At 71.4% G+C, this 18,357-nt stretch carries 17 protein-coding genes; 7 read left to right on the plus strand and 10 right to left on the minus strand.

The genetic code is table 11. The features are described 5' to 3' along the window. The first annotated feature begins 50 nt into the window (after positions 1 to 50). A complete protein-coding gene (locus tag HD597_RS05045; RefSeq protein ID WP_253740530.1) occupies positions 51 to 884 on the plus strand; it encodes a PhzF family phenazine biosynthesis protein in 834 nt (277 codons plus the stop codon). Here the strand turns inward: HD597_RS05045 and HD597_RS05050 are convergent. The 6 genes from HD597_RS05050 to HD597_RS05075 all read right to left on the minus strand — a co-directional run bounded on the left by HD597_RS05050 (position 862) and on the right by HD597_RS05075 (position 5,742). Next, on the minus strand, positions 862 to 1,695 hold the full coding sequence (locus HD597_RS05050) for a 5-oxoprolinase subunit C family protein (RefSeq protein WP_253740531.1): 834 nt from the start codon (positions 1,693 to 1,695) through the stop codon (positions 862 to 864). The genes HD597_RS05045 and HD597_RS05050 overlap by 23 nt on opposite strands. Further along, positions 1,692 to 2,309 (minus strand): 5-oxoprolinase subunit B family protein, encoded by a 618-nt coding sequence (locus HD597_RS05055; RefSeq protein WP_253740532.1) that lies wholly within the window; start codon positions 2,307 to 2,309, stop codon positions 1,692 to 1,694. The genes HD597_RS05050 and HD597_RS05055 overlap by 4 nt, the downstream gene beginning before the upstream one ends. Continuing rightward, positions 2,306 to 3,061, minus strand: coding sequence for a LamB/YcsF family protein (locus HD597_RS05060; protein ID WP_253740533.1), 756 nt, complete (start codon positions 3,059 to 3,061; stop codon positions 2,306 to 2,308). The genes HD597_RS05055 and HD597_RS05060 overlap by 4 nt, the downstream gene beginning before the upstream one ends. A gap of 16 nt (positions 3,062 to 3,077) precedes the next feature. After that, complete coding sequence (locus tag HD597_RS05065; RefSeq protein ID WP_253740534.1) at positions 3,078 to 3,851, minus strand: thioesterase family protein; 774 nt, start codon at positions 3,849 to 3,851, stop codon at positions 3,078 to 3,080. 2 nt (positions 3,852 to 3,853) lie between these two features. After that, the gene (locus HD597_RS05070) at positions 3,854 to 5,344 is read right to left on the minus strand and encodes a hypothetical protein (protein WP_253759233.1); all 1,491 of its coding nucleotides are present in this window, start codon (positions 5,342 to 5,344) and stop codon (positions 3,854 to 3,856) included. 173 nt (positions 5,345 to 5,517) lie between these two features. Further along, positions 5,518 to 5,742 carry a hypothetical protein gene (locus HD597_RS05075; protein WP_080046301.1) on the minus strand — a complete coding sequence of 75 codons (225 nt, stop codon included), beginning with the start codon at positions 5,740 to 5,742 and terminating at the stop codon, positions 5,518 to 5,520. Positions 5,743 to 5,896: 154 nt separating this feature from the next. Between HD597_RS05075 and HD597_RS05080 the strand changes: the two genes are divergently transcribed. The 3 genes from HD597_RS05080 (at position 5,897) to HD597_RS05090 (ending at position 10,724) form a co-directional block, all read left to right on the plus strand. Then, positions 5,897 to 6,466 (plus strand): HhH-GPD-type base excision DNA repair protein, encoded by a 570-nt coding sequence (locus HD597_RS05080; RefSeq protein ID WP_253740535.1) that lies wholly within the window; start codon positions 5,897 to 5,899, stop codon positions 6,464 to 6,466. 266 nt (positions 6,467 to 6,732) lie between these two features. Further along, complete coding sequence (locus tag HD597_RS05085; RefSeq protein ID WP_253740536.1) at positions 6,733 to 8,826, plus strand: SpoIIE family protein phosphatase; 2,094 nt, start codon at positions 6,733 to 6,735, stop codon at positions 8,824 to 8,826. Between the two features lie 242 nt (positions 8,827 to 9,068). Then, positions 9,069 to 10,724, plus strand: coding sequence for an RNA polymerase sigma factor (locus HD597_RS05090; protein ID WP_253740537.1), 1,656 nt, complete (start codon positions 9,069 to 9,071; stop codon positions 10,722 to 10,724). Positions 10,725 to 10,840: 116 nt separating this feature from the next. On the opposite strand, the gene HD597_RS05095 is transcribed toward HD597_RS05090, so the two are convergent. Next, positions 10,841 to 11,587, minus strand: a complete 747-nt coding sequence (locus tag HD597_RS05095) for a YaaA family protein (RefSeq protein WP_253740538.1) — start codon at positions 11,585 to 11,587, stop codon at positions 10,841 to 10,843. Between the two features lie 78 nt (positions 11,588 to 11,665). On the opposite strand from HD597_RS05095, the gene HD597_RS05100 reads away from it, so the two are divergent. Then, complete coding sequence (locus tag HD597_RS05100) at positions 11,666 to 12,367, plus strand: GNAT family N-acetyltransferase (protein WP_253740539.1); 702 nt, start codon at positions 11,666 to 11,668, stop codon at positions 12,365 to 12,367. Positions 12,368 to 12,918: 551 nt separating this feature from the next. On the opposite strand, the gene HD597_RS05105 is transcribed toward HD597_RS05100, so the two are convergent. Beyond that, positions 12,919 to 13,149 carry a DUF7455 domain-containing protein gene (locus HD597_RS05105; RefSeq protein ID WP_043614520.1) on the minus strand — a complete coding sequence of 77 codons (231 nt, stop codon included), beginning with the start codon at positions 13,147 to 13,149 and terminating at the stop codon, positions 12,919 to 12,921. 247 nt (positions 13,150 to 13,396) lie between these two features. Here HD597_RS05105 and HD597_RS05110 point away from each other — a divergent pair, with 247 nt between their 5' ends. Beyond that, positions 13,397 to 15,463 (plus strand): DNA gyrase/topoisomerase IV subunit B, encoded by a 2,067-nt coding sequence (locus HD597_RS05110; RefSeq protein WP_253740540.1) that lies wholly within the window; start codon positions 13,397 to 13,399, stop codon positions 15,461 to 15,463. Between the two features lie 1,007 nt (positions 15,464 to 16,470). Here the strand turns inward: HD597_RS05110 and HD597_RS05115 are convergent. After that, the gene (locus HD597_RS05115; RefSeq protein WP_253740541.1) at positions 16,471 to 16,965 is read right to left on the minus strand and encodes a beta-class carbonic anhydrase; all 495 of its coding nucleotides are present in this window, start codon (positions 16,963 to 16,965) and stop codon (positions 16,471 to 16,473) included. Positions 16,966 to 17,103: 138 nt separating this feature from the next. Between HD597_RS05115 and HD597_RS05120 the strand changes: the two genes are divergently transcribed. Beyond that, complete coding sequence (locus tag HD597_RS05120; RefSeq protein ID WP_253740542.1) at positions 17,104 to 17,421, plus strand: hypothetical protein; 318 nt, start codon at positions 17,104 to 17,106, stop codon at positions 17,419 to 17,421. 61 nt (positions 17,422 to 17,482) lie between these two features. On the opposite strand, the gene HD597_RS05125 is transcribed toward HD597_RS05120, so the two are convergent. Continuing rightward, a complete protein-coding gene (locus HD597_RS05125) occupies positions 17,483 to 18,286 on the minus strand; it encodes an SAM-dependent methyltransferase (RefSeq protein WP_253740543.1) in 804 nt (267 codons plus the stop codon). Positions 18,287 to 18,357: the final 71 nt, after the last annotated feature.

The raw sequence follows: 18,357 nt of genomic DNA on the forward strand, positions 1-18,357 counted from the left end.
CTGCGGGCGGCGTGTCCACGGGGAAAGACCCGTCTGGAAGACTTCGGAGTATGTTGCGCAGATTCACGCAAGTCGACGTGTTCGCCTCCGGGCGGCCGTACACGGGAAACGCGCTCGCGGTCGTGGTCGACGGCGACGGGCTGAGCACGCAGGAGATGCAGAGCTTCGCCCGGTGGACGAACCTGTCGGAGACCACCTTCCTGCTGCCGCCGACCACGGGGGAGGCCGACTACCGGGTCCGCATCTTCACCCCCGACACCGAGCTGCCCTTCGCCGGTCACCCCACGCTGGGCTCCTGCCACGCCTGGCTGGAGGCCGGGGGCAAGCCCCGCACGGCGGGCCTGGTCGTGCAGGAGTGCGGCGCCGGGCTGGTGCACGTGGACGCCACGGACGCGGGGCTGGCCTTCCGCACGCCGCCGCTGATCCGCTCGGGGCCCGTGGAGGAGGAGCTGCTGGACCAGATCGTCGAGTCGCTCGGGATCACGCGCGACGACGTCGTGGACGCCGAGTGGATCGACAACGGCCCCGGCTGGGTGGGCGTGCTGCTCCAGGACGCCGAGGCCGTGCTCGCGCTGCGCCCCCGGATGGTGCCGCACGACATCGGCGTGGCGGGGCCGTACCCCGAGGGTTCGCCGTGCGCGTTCGAGGTGCGGGCGTTCTTCCCCTCCCAGGGCAGCACGGTGGAGGACCCCGTGACGGGCAGCCTGAACGGCTCGCTGGCGGAGTGGCTGCTGCGCACGGGCCGCGCCAAGGCCCCGTACGTGGCCGCGCAGGGCACGGCGATCGGCCGCGCGGGCCGCGTCGACATCACCGTCGGCTCCGACGACGCCGTCCGGGTGGGCGGCGAGGTGATCACCTGCGTCACGGGTCACGTCGAGTTGTGAACCGCACCTCCTCGCCCGGCGCGAGCTGGGCGAGGACCGGCAGGTCGGCGCCGCGTACGACGCCGATCACCGGATATCCGCCCGTCGGCGGATGATCGGTCAGGAACACGATCGGCTGCCCGCTCGGCGGCACCTGCACGGCCCCGGGCACCATGCCCTCGCTGGGCAGCTCGCCCTCCTTGGCCCGCTCCAGCCGCGGGCCGCGCAGGCGCACGCCGACGCGGTTGCTGTCGGGCGTCACCGTGTACGCCTGCCCGCACAGCTCGGCCATCGCCTCCGGCACGAACCAGTCGTCCCGCGGCCCCGGCAGCACGCGCAGCACCGCCGCCCGGGGGCCCGGCAGCGGCGCCAGGTCCACCGAGATCACGCCCTGCGGCGGCCCGACCGGCAGCAGCGTGCCGGCCCGCAGCGGCTCGGGCCCCAGGCCCGACAGCGAGTCGGTGGAGCGGCTGCCCAGCACGGTTTCGACCGCGATCCCGCCCCGCACCGCCAGGTACGTGCGCAACCCCCACGCGGGCGCCCCCAGCCGCAGCTCGCCGCCCGCGGGCACCCAGAACGGCGCCCCCATGCCGGCCTCGGCGAGCGGCGCCCCGGCCAGCGCGGCCCACGCCCCGTCGAGGAAGCGCAGCCGCGCCCCGCCGAACGTCAGCTCGATCCCGGCCAGGCTCTCGGCGTTGCCGACCAGCCGGTTGGCCAGGCGCAGGCTCGGGGCGTCGGCCGCTCCCGACCGCGGCACCCCCAGATGGGCGTGACCGGGCCGGCCCAGATCCTGGACGGTCGCGTACGGCCCGGGGTGGACGACCTCGATCATGCGGCCTCGAACCGCACCCGCATGCCCGGCCGGAACAACGACGGCGGATCGCCCGCCACGTCCCACACCCGCACTGGCGTGCGCCCGATCAGCCGCCACCCGCCGGGGGAGGCCGCCGGATACACCGCGGAGTACGGCCCCGCCACCGCCACCGACCCGGCGGGCACCGACGTGCGCGGCGTCTCCAGCCGCGGCGTCTCCAGCACCGGATCCAGCCCCGTCAGATAGGCGAACCCGGGGGCGAACCCGAGCCACCCCACGACCAGCTCCCGCCCGGTGTGCCGCGCGACCACCTCCTCGGCGGAGATCCCGGCCAGCGCCGCCACGGAATCGAGATCCGCTCCGTCATAGACGACGGGAATCGTCACCAGCGGCTGCCCCTCCGCGGCTCCCGCCACGGCCTGGTCCCGCTGCTCGCGCGCGACCTCCTCCAGCCGCGCCCGCAACCCGGCTTGATCCGCCCCGGGCGCCACCACGAGCACCGTCTCGGGCCCCGGCACGATCTCCACGACCCCCTCCGGCCGCCGGGCGCGCAGCGCCGCGTCGAGCCGGTGCGACAGCTCCAGCGACCCGGTCTCCACGAGCAGCGCGTGCTCCCCGGCCGTGCGGATCACGCGAACGCCTGCAGGACCACTCCGGCCGCCAGCAGCTCGTCACGCACTCCCTGCGCCAGTCTGACCGCGTCAGGCGTGTCTCCGTGGACGCAGATGGAACGCGCCGATATCGGCACAGAACTCCCGTCAGAGGCCGTCACAGAGCCTTCCACGGCCATCTGGCGCGCACGGGCGGACACCGCGGCGGCGTCGTGGATCACCGCGCCCTGCTCCCGGCGCGGCACCAGCATCCCCGCGGGGGTGTAGGCGCGGTCGGCGAACGCCTCGCTCACCGTCGCCACGCCCTCGGCCGCCGCCACCTTGTGCACCACGGAGCCGGGCAGCGTGAGGACCGGCAGCGACGGGTCGTAGTCGGCCACCGCCTCGATCACCGCCGCAGCCTGGCCCTCGTCGCGGCAGATCCGGTTGTACAGGGCGCCGTGCGGCTTGACGTAGGAGACCCGGCCGCCCATCGCCCTGGCGATGCCGTCGACGGCGGCGAGCTGGTAGAGCACCTCGGCGCACAGCTCCTCCGGCTCCACCTCCATCTCCCTGCGCCCGAAGTGGGCCAGGTCCCGGTAGGACACCTGGGCCCCGATCGCCACGCCCCGGTCGACGGCCGCCGCGCACGTGCGCCTGATCGTCACCGGGTCGCCCGCGTGGAAGCCGCAGGCCACGTTGGCGCTCGTGACGACGTCGAGCAGGGCGAGGTCGTCGCCCAGCTTCCAGATGCCGAAACCCTCGCCCAGGTCCGCGTTGAGGTCGATCACCATGCGTCCATCATGGCGGTTACCCCTGCCTCGGCGCGACGAACAGCGTCTGCGTGGCCGCCCCGATCTCACCCGCCACGTCGAACAACGCCGAACGGGTCAGCCCGCGGCCCGACGGGCCGATGACGGTCTCCGCGTCCATGCAGACCCATTCGCCGACCGGCGCGCGGAACAGCGAGATCGTGAGGTCCACGTTGACGAACACGTGGGTGTCGAAGTCGAGGGCGAGGCTGATGCCGTTGCCGCTGTCGGCGAACACCGCCACCCGCTCCACCGGCGTCATCTCCTCGCCCTCCACCAGCGGCATCGTGAGCCTGCCCCAGACCGTGGCGGGGCCGAGCTCCAGGGGGCCGCCGGTGACGAAACGCCAGTCGAGCGCCTTGCCGTAGCCGAACCCCGACTGCAGCCACGACCGCGCGTGCCCCTCCTCGCGCGCCGGGATGGGCGGGGCCTCCCGCACCGGCGTGGGCGGCGTGTCGGCCTCGCGGATGCGCCACGCGGTGGCCCTGACGAACTCGCGTCCGCCGGACGACACGCTCGCCGACAGGCACTGCACCCGCTTGCCGTCGCGTACGACGTCGGTCGCCACCTCCAGCTCGGCCACCGGCACGGGGGCGAACACGTCCACCACCAGCCGGGACAGCTCCAGGCCCGGGCGCGGCGCGGTGCGGGCCAGCTCGTGCGCCACGAGCGCGGTGACCGGGCCCATGTGCTGGGTGCGCGGGTCCCACGGGCCCTGGGTGTGCTCGGAGGCCAGGTAACGGCCCTCGCTCAGCCGCTCGTACATGGCCATGGTCAGAACTCGTCAGGGATGTCGGCGATGTCGTCGAGGGCCGCCGCCAGCTCGTCCGGGTCGCCGCCGATCCGCTCGGCGATCTCGATCAGCACGTGGAGCACGTCGTGGCGGTCGTGCCCCAGGTCGAGCAGGCGCTGTGCCGCCTCCCAGAGCTGCGGCGGATCGCCGTCCCACAACCTCGTCGCGATCTCCTCGTGCCAGGCCAGGTGCTCCTGGTCGATCACGCCGCCGTGGTCGATCTCGAGTAACGTGCGCCGGTCGGCCTGGTCGGCCGGATCGAGCTTGTCCAGCTCGATGCCGTTGTGCGTGCCCTGGAGATAGGGGAACGCGAAGGCCCGCCTGGCCAGCGCCGACAGGTCGCCGTCGGGCAGCAGCCGCTCCAGCAGCGGCCGGTCGAGCCCGAACGACGTCGGGTCACGGTAGGCCTCGGGGAACTTCCCGGTCGCCTCCCACACCGCGTCGAGCGTGGCCTTCAGCCCCTGCTCGGGCAGCGCCGTGCGGTGCGCGGCGAAGCGCACCCACGCCGACAGCACGTGCGGCATCGCCTCCTGCTCGGCCACGCTCAGCATCACCTTGCGCGGCAGCCAGTCGAGCAGGAACGTCTCGCACTTGGTCGGGCTCACCCGCAGCGGCCGGTTGAAGTCCTGCTCGCACCCGTAGTCGATGATGTGGTCGGCGCAGCGCGAGGCGGCCGACGGGTCGGACAGGTGCTCGGCCGCGTCGGAGGCCAGGAACTCCGCCGCCAGCATGGCCCGCCGCTCCCTGCTGTACGGAGCCTCGATGTGCAGCGGCGCCGGCCGCTTGCGCCCCGGCGGCAGCGCCTTGAGGCGGGCGCGGGCGAAGGCGTGGTAGGCGCTGTAGCTGTCGCTCACCGGCGGCGGCGTCTTCGGCTCCCTGGTGGCCTTCATCGCCGACTCCAGCAGCGCCCTGGCCTGCTCCGGCTGGATCTCCTCGAACAGCAGCAGCGGGTTGCCCGCCGCCTCGGCCCTGGCCTGCTCCAGCAGCTTGTCGACCTGGGAGGACACCCAGGCGTCGCGCGCCATGCCGCTCATGTTGTGGTCGACCACCATGACCAGCGCGTGGCGGTCGATCGGCTGGTCGCTGTCGTTCCAGCGGTAGGCGAAGGTGCAGATCACGGTGTCCTGGTCGCCGTACGCGTCGCGCGAGACGTAGCAGCCGGCCGGCTTGACCGCGCCCACCCGGTCGGCCCAGCCCGGCCTGGCCACGCCCGACTCCATCATCGCCAGCGCCGCGCCCTCGGCCTTGGCGCCCTGCCGGGCCGTGCCGAGATAGGCCAGGCAGATCAGCAACGTCAGCGAGGCAGGCGTGCCGGCCTTGGCCGCGTAGTCGACCAGCCCCTCACCGAGCACCTGCTCGACGTCGCCGCCCCTGACCCGCCTGCCCCACCAGGCTCCGATCATGTCGGAGACCATCAGCTCCGCGTCGAGAGGGGTGCGTACGGCCAGCAGCTCGCGGGCCGCCTGCACCATCTCCTTGAACACGTCGTCTGGCGGGGTGCTCTCCCGGGGATCTCGTCGGTGTCGGCGCACACCCTCACTCTCTCGTATTCCGGACGCGAACGGTGCGGAGAACACGGCCCGGTGACCCCGATGTTATCGGCGGGCACGCCGATACGGGCACCGCCGCCCCTCCCCGGACGCCCCTAGCGCAGGCTCCTGGGAGGGGGCGCGGAGTTGACGATCGCGAGCAGGTGCTCGCGGGCGATGCGTTCCACGATCTCGGGCGTGGCGGAGATGCCCAGATGCTGTGCGCACGCGCACACGTCGGCCACGCAGCGGTCGATCGTGTCCACGGGTACGGTCAGGAACTCTTCGGCCAGCCTGAGACTGACCGGCTCCCGCAGGAACCGTGTGGCCAGAGCGAGCATAGGAGTGAGATTCCTCTGGAGGCCCGGGGGCAAACCCCCAGGAATGTCTGCAGGGCGACTTGCGCTCTCATTTCACCTTTTCTCGGGCTCGTGTCAAGGCTCCACGGCGTCTGTGTTCACTTCACCGGGCGAGCTTTCGTGCGAAGCTGTCTCCATGCGCATCCAGCTCGCCCAGCGGAGCGAGGCCGACGAGCTCCTCGGCCGCAGCCCGCTCGCCCTGCTCGTCGGCATGCTGCTCGACCAGCAGATCCCCATGGAGTGGGCGTTCACGGGGCCGTACACGATCTCCCAGCGGCTCGGGCACGACCTGACGGCGGAGGAGATCGCCTCCTATGATCCCGAGGCGTTCGTCGCGCTGCTGGCCGACAAGCCGGCCGTGCACCGCTATCCCAAGTCCATGGCGGGCCGGGTCCAGCAGCTCGCGGCCTATCTCGTCGAGCACTACGACGGGCAGCCGGAGAAGATCTGGGCCGACGCCGCCGACGGCAAAGAGTTGCTGAAACGACTCATGGCCCTGCCGGGATACGGCAAGCAGAAGGCCCAGATCTTTTTGGCATTGCTGGGCAAGCAGCTGGGCGTGCAGCCGTCAGGCTGGCGTGAGGCGGCCGGGCTCTACGGCGAGGAGGGGTCACACCGGTCGGTCGCCGACGTGGTCGACGCCGACAGTCTGGGCCGCGTGCGGGCCGCCAAGCAGGAGGCCAAGCGGGCGGCGAAGAGCCAGTAGGGCAAGTAGCCTGACGGGCGTCCGCCCCGGCGATCCGGCCCCGGCGATCTGACGCTGTAACCTGATCTTGCTGCGCAATGTGGAGCGACTTTGACAGGATGCGTAGACCCTAGAGGCGACCGGGCCGCGGCGGGGGCTTCCGTCCGTACATGCCCATCGTCGATGATGTACTGCAGGATCCGGTCGCCCGGAGCTGCGCTACGCCGATACACAGTTATGGAGATGTGCCGCGTGGGAGACCCTGGCACGCGACGGAGGTGCGGACCATGAGCGCCGAGACCTCCGTTCCCCGTCCCCGGGAGTCGGATGTGGACATCTCAGACTCCGCCCTCTTCAAGGGCATGTTGTCGGAGGCAGAGTTCGCCTTCGCGTTCTTCGACGCCGACAGCCGCATCCAGCGGGTCAACGACGTGTTCAGCGATGTCGTCAACGTGCCCGCGGAGCGCATGGTGGGCCGTCAGCCCGTCGAGGTGCTGGCCGCCGACCTCAGCCAGATCATCACCCATGCCGTGCAGGCCGTCATCGAGTCCGACGCGCCCGTGACCGAGGGCCGCGTGCGGGTGCGCTCCGCCGAGGGCGACACCCGGCACTGGTCGCTGTCGTTCTCGCCGGTCCACGACGACGCCGGCGAGCTGCGCGCGATCGCGCTGGTCGGCCTCGACGTGACCGAGAGCCGCCAGACCGAGGAGGCGCTGCGCCGCAGCGAGGAGCGCTACCGCTCGCTGGTCGAGGCGCAGTCCCAGCTCGTCTGGATCACCTCGCCCACCGGCGCCGTCGTCGAGGACGCCCCGCAGTGGCGCGCCATCACCGGCCAGGGCCTGGAGGAGTACCTCGCCAGCGGCTGGCTGGAGGTCGTGCACCCCGAGGAGCGCCAGCACACCGAGGAGGCGTGGCGCGAGGCGCTGCGCGGGCGCACCATGTTCGAGTGGAACTACCGCGTGCGCACCCGCGCCAGCGGTTACCGCCACTTCGAGGTGCGCGCCGTGCCGATCATCCGCCACGGCAGGGTGGTCGAGTGGGTCGGCGCCAACACCGACGTCACGCCGCAGCGCGAGGCCGAGGAGATGCGCGGCAGGCTGACCGACCAGCTCGGCGCCGCCGCCCTGCGCACCGCCCGGCTGCAGGGCGCCACCGCCATGCTGGCCGAGGCGCTGACGGTCGAGCAGGTGGTGCAGGTCATCATCGACGTCGGCCGCACCGCGCTGGCAGCCGACCGCTCGGCGGTCGCGCTGCTCGACACCGACCGCGCCGCGCTCAAGCTGATCAACGGCGAGGGCATCCTGGAGGCCTCCGGGGCGACGGGCGACGAGATCCCGCTGTCCCACTCCAACGTGATGACCATGGCCGTCAACAGCCGCCGGCCCGTGTTCGCCGAGTCGCCCGAGTCGCTGAAGGCCCAGCTCCTGGAGGCCGGCGGCGACGAGGAGGTGCTGGCCGGGTTCCTCGCGCACGGCGACGAGCGGGCCTGGGTGGGCCTGCCGCTGCTCGCCGCGGGACGCGCCCTGGGAGCGCTCCGGTTCTCCTTCACCAGGCCGCAGAAGATCTCCCAGGAGGACGGCGTCTTCCTGGAGGCGCTGGCCGGCCAGTGCGCGCTCGCCGTGGAGCGGGCCACGCTCTTCGAGCGCGAGCACCGCACCGCCGAGACGCTGCAGCGCAGCCTGCTGCCCGACCGCCTGCCGGTGGTCAAGGGCCTGGTGCTGGCCCAGCGCTTCCGCTCCGGCAGCCGCCACGTGCAGGTCGGCGGCGACTGGTACGACGCGTTCGTGCTGCAGGACGGGCGCGTCGCGGCCGTCGTCGGCGACGTCATGGGCAAGGGCGTCAAGGCGGCCGCGGGGATGGGCCGCATCCGCAACGCCATGCGCGCCCTGGCGCTGACCAATCCGCCGCCCGCCGCCGTCCTCACCGGTCTCGACCGGGTCTTCGAGGCGACGGAGGAGGAAGAGCAGGTCACGACGCTGGCGTACATGGTGGTCGAGCCCGTCACCGGCGAGGGCACCCTCGCTCTGGCGGGTCACCCGCCACCCGTCCTGGTTTCCCCGCAGGGCACGGCGATTCTGTGCGACGCCGAGCCGGGCACTCCGCTAGGCTGGCCGACCAGCCGTCGGCAGTTCCGGTTCGTGGTGCCGCCCGGCCATACCGCCGTGCTCTACTCCGACGGACTCGTCGAGAACAGGAAGCGGGGGCTCGACGCCGGTCTCGCAGAGCTTTGCAGTGTTGTGACCGAAGCGCCGCCTGAGGTGGTGAGTAGTCCTCACATGCTGCTGGACTTCCTGGTTGACCGGATGTTGTCTGGATATGAACAGGATGATGACGTTACCGCGCTCGCAATTCACGTCCCACCAGCCACGAAGAGTGACTGAATGAAACAGTCATAACGGTTGCTTTCGGGTATCAGTGCCCCGCTTACGTACGCACTACTGTCTCGGTCGGCCTAGGGTGGAGGTCAACCGCCGGGAGGTGGCCGTATGGAGTGCGGGGTCGTGCCACAATGCTGTGCAGGTCCGTCGCGGTCCGCACGGCCTCACCGATCTCCGAGAGAGGCAACAGCCCCCCAGCGGGCATCTGGGTCCATTGTCGCCACGCGTTCGTTCGAGAGGTGTTCGTGTCGCCTGCAAGTTCGACTCGCTCGAAGCCACAAGAGCTGAACGAGCCCGTCATTCAGCGACTGCTCGAGCGTGGGCGCTCGCAGGGTTTCCTCGAGTCTGAGGATGTCCGTCAGGCCTTCGAGGAGGCGGACATCCCCATGTCGCACGCCGCCGCGTTCTTGCGGAACCTCAGCAAAGAGGGCGTGACCGTGGTGGTGACCGCCGCGGATTCGGCTGCGCCGAAGAAGTCTCGTGGTCCAGCAAAGCGCCGCACCGCCGCCCCCGTCAAGACCAAGACGGCGGCGGCCGCCAAAGAGCAGCAGCCCGAGACCGTGACCGCGGTCGTGGGCACCGCTGAAGCCGAGCCGGCCGCCAAGAAGGCGGCCCCTGCCAAGAAGGCCGCCCCGGCGGCGAAGAAGGCCGCGGCACCCGCCGCCGCCAAGAAGGCCGAGCAGAAGAACGCTGGGCCTGCCGAGACCAAGCCGAAGGCGCCCGAGGCCCCGCGGGGCGAGACGGACGACGACGAGGACATCGAGCTCGACGGCGACGTGGAGCTGGAGGACCTCGAGGACATCGACGTCGACGAGGAGATCGTCGCCGAGGACGAGTCCGACTCCGAGGGCGACTCCGACGACGACGACTCCGACGACGAGCCCAAGGCCGCCGACGTCGCCGCCGTGCAGAAGACCGAGGAAGAGGTCCTGATCCTCTCCGACGACGACGATGACGCTCCGGTGGCCCAGGTGGCCGCCGCCGGCGCCACCGCCGACCCGGTGAAGGACTACCTCAAGCAGATCGGCAAGGTCCCCCTGCTCAACGCCGAGCAGGAGGTCGAGCTGGCCAAGCGCATCGAGGCGGGCCTGTTCGCCGAGGAGCAGCTGGGCGGCGGCGAGACCGACAACCTGCCGGTCGACGTCAAGGCCGAGCTGGAGTGGATCGCCGAGGACGGCCGCCGCGCCAAGAACCACCTGCTGGAGGCCAACCTCCGGCTCGTGGTCTCGCTGGCCAAGCGCTACACCGGCCGCGGCATGCTCTTCCTCGACCTGATCCAGGAAGGCAACCTGGGCCTGATCAGGGCCGTGGAGAAGTTCGACTACACCAAGGGCTACAAGTTCTCCACCTACGCCACGTGGTGGATCCGGCAGGCGATCACGCGTGCCATGGCCGACCAGGCGCGGACCATCCGCATCCCGGTCCACATGGTCGAAGTGATCAACAAGCTGGCCCGCGTCCAGCGGCAGATGCTGCAGGACCTCGGCCGCGAGCCCACGCCGGAAGAGCTGGCCCGCGAGCTGGACATGACGCCCGAGAAGGTCGTCGAGGTCCAGAAGTACGGCCGCGAGCCCATCTCCCTGCACACCCCGCTGGGTGAGGAGGGCGACAGCGAGTTCGGTGACCTCATCGAGGACTCCGAGGCCATCGTGCCGGCCGACGCCGTCAGCTTCACGCTGCTGCAGGAGCAGCTGCACTCCGTTCTCGACACGCTGTCGGAACGCGAGGCGGGCGTCGTGTCGATGCGGTTCGGCCTCACCGACGGTCAGCCGAAGACGCTGGACGAGATCGGCAAGGTTTACGGGGTCACCCGTGAGCGCATCCGCCAGATCGAGTCGAAGACCATGTCGAAGCTGCGCCACCCGTCGCGGTCCCAGGTCCTGCGGGACTACCTGGACTGAGACCTGCTCGTACCGCGCGCCCCGCTGGGAGTTCCCGGCGGGGCGCGCGGCGTTATGTGGTGTCTTTGTCTCCCCGACACGCCCGGGCGTCCGCCGGGGGTCTCAGGTTCGGCCGGTCAGGCGGGATCGGTGACGTGGACGTCCAGGATCCAGGGGCGGGTCGGGCGGGCGGGCTCCGCGAGGGCGACGGTGTAGCCCAGTTCGTCGAGGGTCTTGGCCAGCTCGTCGGGGCTCGCCGGGGCCGCATCCTGGCGTAGCAGCGCGCGGGCGATCTCGCCCCGGGTGGCCTTGGCCATGTGGCTGACGACCTTGCCGTCGCGGAAGACCCGTACCGCTACCGAGCGCGAGCCCGGCTGCCACGCCCCCGCGTACGTGGCCGAGCGGAGATCCACCACCAGCCCCGGAACCCGATCCAGCTCCTTGGTGACCTTGGGACGCCAGAACGCGGCCAGCCCGCCGACCGGCGGCAGCGTGACGCCCATCGAGAGGCGGTAGGGCGGGATCCAGTCTGTGATCTTCACCACACCCCACAGCCCCGAGAAGATCAGCAACGACTCCTCGGCCCGCCTCCGGGCCTCCTCGTCCAGAGTGTCGAGGCCGAGATTGTCGTACAGCACGCCGGTGTAGAGGGCGGCGGCGGGCAGGGTCGGAGCGGTTTTCAGTGCCGCGTTCCTGGCCAGCTCGCCCGCCAGCCCCGGCGTCAGCCCCAGCACGTCGAGGGCGTCGCGGCGCCTGGACGCGCGGATCAGCGCGTTCAGCACCCGCGTGCGGGGCTTGTCCAGGGCCGGGAAGGACAGCTCGCCCACGGGAGGCCCGCTGCCCTCCGAGGCCTTGCCTTCGGACGGCGGCAACAGAATCAACACAGCCACTTACCTTATTGGCCCAGGCCAGCGCCCTACCCGGCGGACCCCGCCGGCCGGCGGGGCGGTTAGTCTGCGCGGATGGATTTCGACCGTCTTGTCCACGAGGCCTGGCCCGCGTACGAGCAGCGCGCCCACGACGGATGGGTGTTCCGCCACGCGGGCGGGGTGACGAAGCGCGCCAACTCCGTGCTCGCCACAAGCCTGCCCACCGACCTCGACGGCGCGATCCGTGCGGCGGAGGCCTTCTACGGCGAGCGGGGGCAGCGCTGCGTCTTCTCGATGGGCCTCGCGGTGCCGCCCGGGCTCGACAAGGAGCTGGAGCGTCGTGGCTACGGCCTGGTCGATCCCACCCTCGTGATGGCCGGCACGCCCAAGGGCGAGCCCGTACGCGGGGTGCGGGTCGAGGAGCGGCCGTGGCCGGGATGGCTGGAGACCTGGTGGGCGGTGGACGGCCGGTACGGGAGCGGCCTGGAGGAGGCCGGGCGCATCTGCACGGGTGTGCCTGCCTGGTATGCGGCGTACGAGGAGGACGGCGTGCCACTCGCCGTGGGGCGCGGCGTCCCGCAGGGCGACACGCTCGGGATCTACTGCATGGCCACGCTGCCCGAGGCCCGGCGCAGGGGGCTGGCGCGCGCGGTGCTGCGGGGCCTGGTGGCGCGGGCCGGGGACGGCTTCGGGGCTGCTTACCTGGTCGTGACGGCGGGGAACACGGGGGCTCAGGCGCTGTACCGGAGTGAGGGGTTCGAGGTCGCGGGGCGGTACCACTACCGGGTCCGCTGACTCCGAGCAAGGGCACTTCCGCGTCGCGGCCGCGCCCCGCGGATCACGGCGGGTCACGTGGGCAAGCCTGCAGGCCGCATTCCATGCGCCCAGCCACGTCGCGCCACGCCCGGGCTGGCCGCGCGGCTAGGGCCCGCCATGAGCCCGGCCACGCCCCGCCGGGGCTGCGTCGCGCGGCTAGACACGCCATGCGCGCCACGCCATGCGCCCCGCCACGCTCGGCCGCGCCCTCGCGCTGCGCCAGGTCGGCCCTCGCGCCACGCGCAGCGCGCCCCACGCCGGGCCGCGCTGCGGCCTCGTGCCGTTTTGTGCCACGTCGTGCGCGTGAGGTGCACTGCGGCGCGGCTTGGTGCGCGGCACGCCATGACGCGAGCCCTCGCCGCTGGGCGGCCTGGTCGTGGCCGGCTGGGCTGGAGGGCGTTGGCGGGGTTGGTGAGCGGGATGTGAGGTGGGGTGGTCAGGCGGGTGGAAGCAGAACGGCGACCCCGGGCTGGCCCAGGGTCGCCGTACTGTCGTGCAATATGTGGTTATCTCATCACGACCAGCGCAGGTCAGCGCTCGTCGTTGGGGGCAATTGAAGGGGTTTCGCTGAGTCGAGCCGACTCGTCCAGGATGTCGGCGCCCTTTTCACGCAACGCTGCAATGTGCTGACGCCCATGGTGGGCGCAGAAAAGCAGCTCCCCACCCACAGGCAGGGTCGCGCGAATGTAGGCCTGGGCGCCGCAGCGGTCGCAGCGGTCGAGGGCCGTCAGCGGCTTAACGGGGGCGAGAGCTCCAGTCACGTATCGCCTTTCGGGTCACCCCCGCCGAAGCGAGGATCTGGCGTCAGTCACTTGGAACAACATCTAACCGGACCTGGACGTTCCCAACCGCCCCCTCTCTACGCCCAGAGCGGAATGTGTCCCAAAGTAATGACGATCAGCCGGTTGGTAACGGCAAACGTGACGCCATGGCAAGCTTGTACGCGGGCGTAGGGGAAGAACGGTAGGCTACGCACACGTGTTCGATGCCTAGACCAGGGGAGCTGGAGTGACGCTTGTGGAGGCGGGTTACACGGCTCGTCACCTCTCGGTGCTTGAGGGCCTGGAGGCCGTGCGGAAACGCCCGGGCATGTACATCGGGTCCACCGACAGTCGCGGGCTCATGCACTGCCTCTGGGAGATCGTGGACAACGGCGTCGACGAGGCGCTGGCCGGGCACTGCGACCGGATCGAGGTAGAGCTCTACGCGGACGGGTCCATCGAGGTCCGCGACAACGGCCGGGGCATCCCGGTCGACGTCCACCCCAAGTCCGGCCTGCCCGGCGTCGAGCTCGTCTACACGAAGCTCCACGCGGGCGGCAAGTTCGGCGGCGGCTCCTACGGCGCCTCCGGCGGTCTGCACGGTGTGGGCGCCTCCGTGGTCAACGCCCTGTCCTCGCGCCTCGACGTGGAGGTCGACCTCGACGGGCTCGTGCACGAGATCAGCTTCCGCCGCGGCGTCACCGGCGTCTTCGACGGCGAGGGGCCGACGGCCAAGTTCAAGAAGAAGTCCGGTCTGCGCCTGGGGGCCAAGATCCCCAAGAACGTCACCGGCACCCGCGTGCGCTTCTGGGCCGACAAGCAGATCTTCCTGCCCGACGCCGAGGTCTCGCTCGACGAGATCCACGTGCGCCTGCGGCAGACCGCGTTCCTGGTGCCCGGCCTGACCCTGGCCGTCTACGACAGCAGGCACGAGGAGCGCATCGAGGAGGAGTTCCGCTTCGAGGGCGGCATCTCCGAGTTCGCCGAGTTCCTGGCCCGCGACGAGGCCGTCTGCGACGTGCTGCGCCTGCAGGGCGTGGGTCACTTCCACGAGACCGTGCCGGTCCTCGACGACCAGGGCCACATGACGCCCACCGAGGTGCAGCGCGAGCTCAGCGTGGACGTGGCGATCCGGTGGGGCAAGGGCTACGAGTCCACCGTGCGCTCCTTCGTCAACGTGATCGCCACGCCCAAGGGCGGCACGCACGTGACCGGGTTCGAGCGCGGCCTCGTCCGTACGATCAACGAGCTGCTGCGCGAGACCCGTCTGCTGAAGAACGGCGACGACCCCGTCACCAAGGACGACATCTCCGAGGGCCTGACCGGCGTGGTCACGGTCCGGGTGCCGGAGCCGCAGTTCGAGGGGCAGACCAAGGAGGTGCTCGGCACCTCCGCGGCCACCCGCATCGTCTCCCACGTCGTCTCGCGTGAGCTCAAGGAGCTGTACACCAACCCGCCGCGCGGCTTCAAGCAGCCGCTCAGGGCGGTGCTGGAGAAGATCGTGGCCGCCGCGAAGGCCCGCATCGCGGCCCGCGAGCACCGCGACAACCAGCGCCGCAAGAGCGCCCTGGAGAGCTCCGCGCTGCCCGCGAAGCTGGTCGACTGCCGCAGCGACGACATCGACCGCAGCGAGCTGTTCATCGTCGAGGGTGACTCCGCCCTGGGCACGGCGAAGCTGGCGCGCGACTCGGAGTTCCAGGCGCTGCTGCCGATCCGGGGCAAGATCCTGAACGTCCAGAAGGCGTCCGTGAGCGACATGCTCAAGAACGCCGAGTGCGCCGCGATCATCCAGGTCGTCGGCGCCGGATCCGGGCGCTCGTTCGACATCGACGCCGCCCGCTACGGCAAGGTCATCCTCATGGCCGACGCCGACGTCGACGGCGCCCACATCCGCTGCCTGCTGCTCACCCTGTTCCACCGCTACATGCGGCCGATGGTGGAGGCCGGGCGGGTGTTCGCCGCGGTGCCGCCGCTGCACCGCATCGAGCTGACCAACCCGGGGCGGGGCAAGGAGAAGTACATCTACTGCTACTCCGACGCCGAGCTGCAGAAGGTGCTGCGCGACCTGGAGCGGCGCGGCAAGCGGTGGAAGGACCCGGTGCAGCGTTACAAGGGTCTGGGCGAGATGGACGCCGACCAGCTCGCGGAGACCACGATGGACCCGCGCCACCGGATCCTGCGGCGGGTGCGGATCGAGGACGCCGAAGGTGCCGAGGGGATCTTCAACCTGTTGATGGGGAGTGAGGTCGCGCCGCGGCGGGAGTTCATCGTCAGCAGCGCGGCCGAGGTGGACCGCGACCACATCGACGCCTGACCGGCCGCCCGGGGCCGACCACCCCCGGCCGAAGGGCCGGGCTTGAGGCGACGGCTCACGCCCGGAGAGCTTGAAGCGACCGCCCGCGGTCGGCGAGTTCGGGGGTGGACGCCCGTGGCCGGCGAGCTCGGGGTGGACGCCTGCGGCCCGCGAGCCTGGGGCGACCGCCTACGGTCGGCGGTTCGGGGGTGGACGCCTGCTGCCCGCGATCTTGGGGCGACCGCCTACGGCCGGCTGCCTGGGGCAACTGCCGGTGGCCGGTCGGCCGGGGCGATTGCCTGTGGCCGGCGATTCAGGGCGACTGCTTGTGGCTGGGGGACTGTGGCCGGCGGCTCAGGGCGACTGTCTGTGGCTGGGCCGGCCGGGGCGGCTGCCTGTGGTCATGGGGCGGGGGATCGCCTGTGCGACGGTCGGGGCAGGGGCTGCCCAGGCGCGGGCCGCCAGGATTCAAGACGTGACGGCCGCGTTCGCGTGCACGCTCGCGCGCTGGAAATGCGGGCCTGCGGGACGGGCCCGCGCTGCGTCGGAGCTAGCGCTCGGCGTCCCAGTGGTGTTCTGGGGCCTCTGCGGGGCTGTGGTGCCCCGTAGAGGCTCGTGTGCGTCTCCTGCCTCTCAGTGCACGTCCCCGCCGTTCTCGTACGGGGTGGGGCCTCTGAGGGGCGTTCCTGGCGGCACAGGGCGAGGTGAGTGCCGAGCCGGGCGCCCGGCATGGCGGTGTCGGCGCGCCGTGGCGTTGCGGTGTGTTCCGGCCCGGACAGGACGGCGGGACGATGCCTGGACGTCGCCGTCCGGCGCAGGCAGGGCGAGGTGGTGCCGCCTCGATATCGCGATATGGACCGGCCGGAGCCACGCGGGAGTCCGGCCCGAGCCACGCGGGAGTCCGGCCGGAACCATGAAGGAGTCCGGCTGAATCATGCGCAGGTCCGGCCGGAGCCATGCGCAGGTCCGGTCCGGCCGGAACCGTGCAGGGTGGTCCGGCCGGGTGGTGCGGGATCGGGTCAGGGGCGTCAGTGGTCGGACGGGGTGAGCCTGCCCGTGTGGACGTCGTAGATCGCGCCGCCCACCGGCATCCCCGACGGCAGGAACGGGAACGTCCTGATCCTGGTCAGGTCGTGCTTGAGCGCCTCGTTCTGGTCGGGCACCGTGTGGAACTCCAGGCTGCGCGTGTCGATCCCGCGCTCGCTCGCCATCGCGTGCACGTCCGCGTCCGTCGCCTTCGCCATCCCGCAGTCCGTGTGCGGCATGACCAGCACCCGCTCCACGCCGAGCAGCACGACGGCCAGCACCAGGGTGCGCAGCACGTCGTCCGTCACGCGCGCGCCGGCGTTGCGCAGGATCTTGGCGTCGCCGGGCTTCAGCCCGAGCAGCCCCAGCGGGTCGATGCGTGAGTCCATACAGGTCACAACGGCGAGGCCGCGCGCTGCCCGGCCCGTGAGGCCGGAGTTGCCGAACGTCTCGGCGAACTTCACGTTGGCGGCATACAGGTCGTCGAACGCACTCATGTCACAAATAATCCCTCATGCCTCAGATCTCGCGATGGCGGGGTGGCGACAGGCTGGACTTGGCAAACCTCCCACGAAAGCCCATCACCTTGAGTGATGATGTCGTAGCCGTACGTACGTAATCCAAGAAGGTTTGTCGTGAGTAGGTCAGAATCGCTCGCCGTGTACCTGCGTGCCCAGGCCCGGCGTCGCCTCGATCGTGTGGAGACCAGGGATGACGGTCGCAACGCCAGGTGTGCCCTGGCCCTCCTCGATGCCGCCGCCTACGCGGGCGGCCTGCCCGACGACGATCCGCTCATCCTGATGCTGGACCAGGCGGGGTGTTTCGGGCCGCTGGGGTGTGAGGGGTTCGATCCGGGCGAGGCCGGCACCCGGCTGATCCGGCACTGGGAGGGCGGCGAGCCGCACGAGCTGCTGCTCGCCCTGCCCGCCGCGATCGCCGCCGCCGGCACCTAGGCTCCGGCGCGGGTCAGGGCGCGGGTCAGGGCGCGGGTCAGGGCGCGGGTCAGGGCGCGGGTCAGGGTTTGCGGCCGACGCCGACGTACCACCACTCGCCGCCCGCGAGCTCGGTCTCCCACGCCTCGTCGGGCCGCCAGTCGCCCACGTGCGTCACGCCGGGCTCCAGCACGTCGAAGCCCTCGAACAGGCGGGCGACCGCCTCGTGGCCGCGGTGGATCAGGGGCGCGTCGGCCTCGTCGTACACCTCCCGCGCCGCCTTGCCCACGTCGGGATGGGCGTCGTCGGTGAGGTGGGAGGCGATGAGCGCGCTCCCGGGCGCCATCCGCTCGCGGAAGGCGCCCACGACCCCCCACGGGTCCTCCGCGTCGGTCAGGCAGTGCAGCACGCCGAGGAACACCACGCCCACCGGCCGGCTGAAGTCGATGAGCGCGGCGGTCTCCGGGGCGTCGAGGACGGTGGCGGGCTCGCGGATGTCGGCGTGCACGATCGTGATGCTCGAATCGGCGCCGGCCAGCAGGGCGCGGGCGTGGACGATCACCACGGGGTCGTAGTCGACGTAGACGACGTGCGCGCCGGGGTGCACCTCGCGGGCGACCTCGTGCACGTTGTTCTGGTTGGGCAGGCCGGTGCCGAGGTCGATGAACTGGTCGATGCCGAGGCCGGCGACATGGCGTACGGCCCTGCCCAGGAACCGCCGGTTGGCCAGGCAGATCTCCCGGCTCGGCCCCAGCGCCATGATCTTCTCGGCGGCCGCGCGGTCGGCCGCGAAGTTGTCCTTGCCGCCGAGATAGTAGTCGTACATGCGCGCGGCGTTGGGGACGTGGGGATTGATGCCCTTCGGTACGCGCGGGGGGTTGGTCATCTGGGCCCTTCGGAATCCGCGAAACGAATGGAACAGATCGTAACGCCCTTGTGACAAGTTTGTGGATCTTT

The organism is Nonomuraea thailandensis, from assembly GCF_024172165.1.
Classification (GTDB): Bacteria; Actinomycetota; Actinomycetes; order Streptosporangiales; family Streptosporangiaceae; genus Nonomuraea; species Nonomuraea thailandensis.

Coding starts and splice junctions, on each gene's coding strand:
- HD597_RS05100 (WP_253740539.1), top strand. CDS start 11,666: ATGGATTTCGACCGTCTTGTCCACGAGGCCTGGCCCGCGTACGAGCAG.
- HD597_RS05065 (WP_253740534.1), bottom strand. CDS start 3,851: ATGGCCATGTACGAGCGGCTGAGCGAGGGCCGTTACCTGGCCTCCGAG.
- HD597_RS05075 (WP_080046301.1), bottom strand. CDS start 5,742: ATGCTCGCTCTGGCCACACGGTTCCTGCGGGAGCCGGTCAGTCTCAGG.
- HD597_RS05045 (WP_253740530.1), top strand. CDS start 51: ATGTTGCGCAGATTCACGCAAGTCGACGTGTTCGCCTCCGGGCGGCCG.
- HD597_RS05070 (WP_253759233.1), bottom strand. CDS start 5,344: ATGGTGCAGGCGGCCCGCGAGCTGCTGGCCGTACGCACCCCTCTCGAC.
- HD597_RS05125 (WP_253740543.1), bottom strand. CDS start 18,286: ATGACCAACCCCCCGCGCGTACCGAAGGGCATCAATCCCCACGTCCCC.
- HD597_RS05085 (WP_253740536.1), top strand. CDS start 6,733: ATGAGCGCCGAGACCTCCGTTCCCCGTCCCCGGGAGTCGGATGTGGAC.
- HD597_RS05050 (WP_253740531.1), bottom strand. CDS start 1,695: ATGATCGAGGTCGTCCACCCCGGGCCGTACGCGACCGTCCAGGATCTG.
- HD597_RS05060 (WP_253740533.1), bottom strand. CDS start 3,061: ATGGTGATCGACCTCAACGCGGACCTGGGCGAGGGTTTCGGCATCTGG.
- HD597_RS05080 (WP_253740535.1), top strand. CDS start 5,897: ATGCGCATCCAGCTCGCCCAGCGGAGCGAGGCCGACGAGCTCCTCGGC.
- HD597_RS05115 (WP_253740541.1), bottom strand. CDS start 16,965: ATGAGTGCGTTCGACGACCTGTATGCCGCCAACGTGAAGTTCGCCGAG.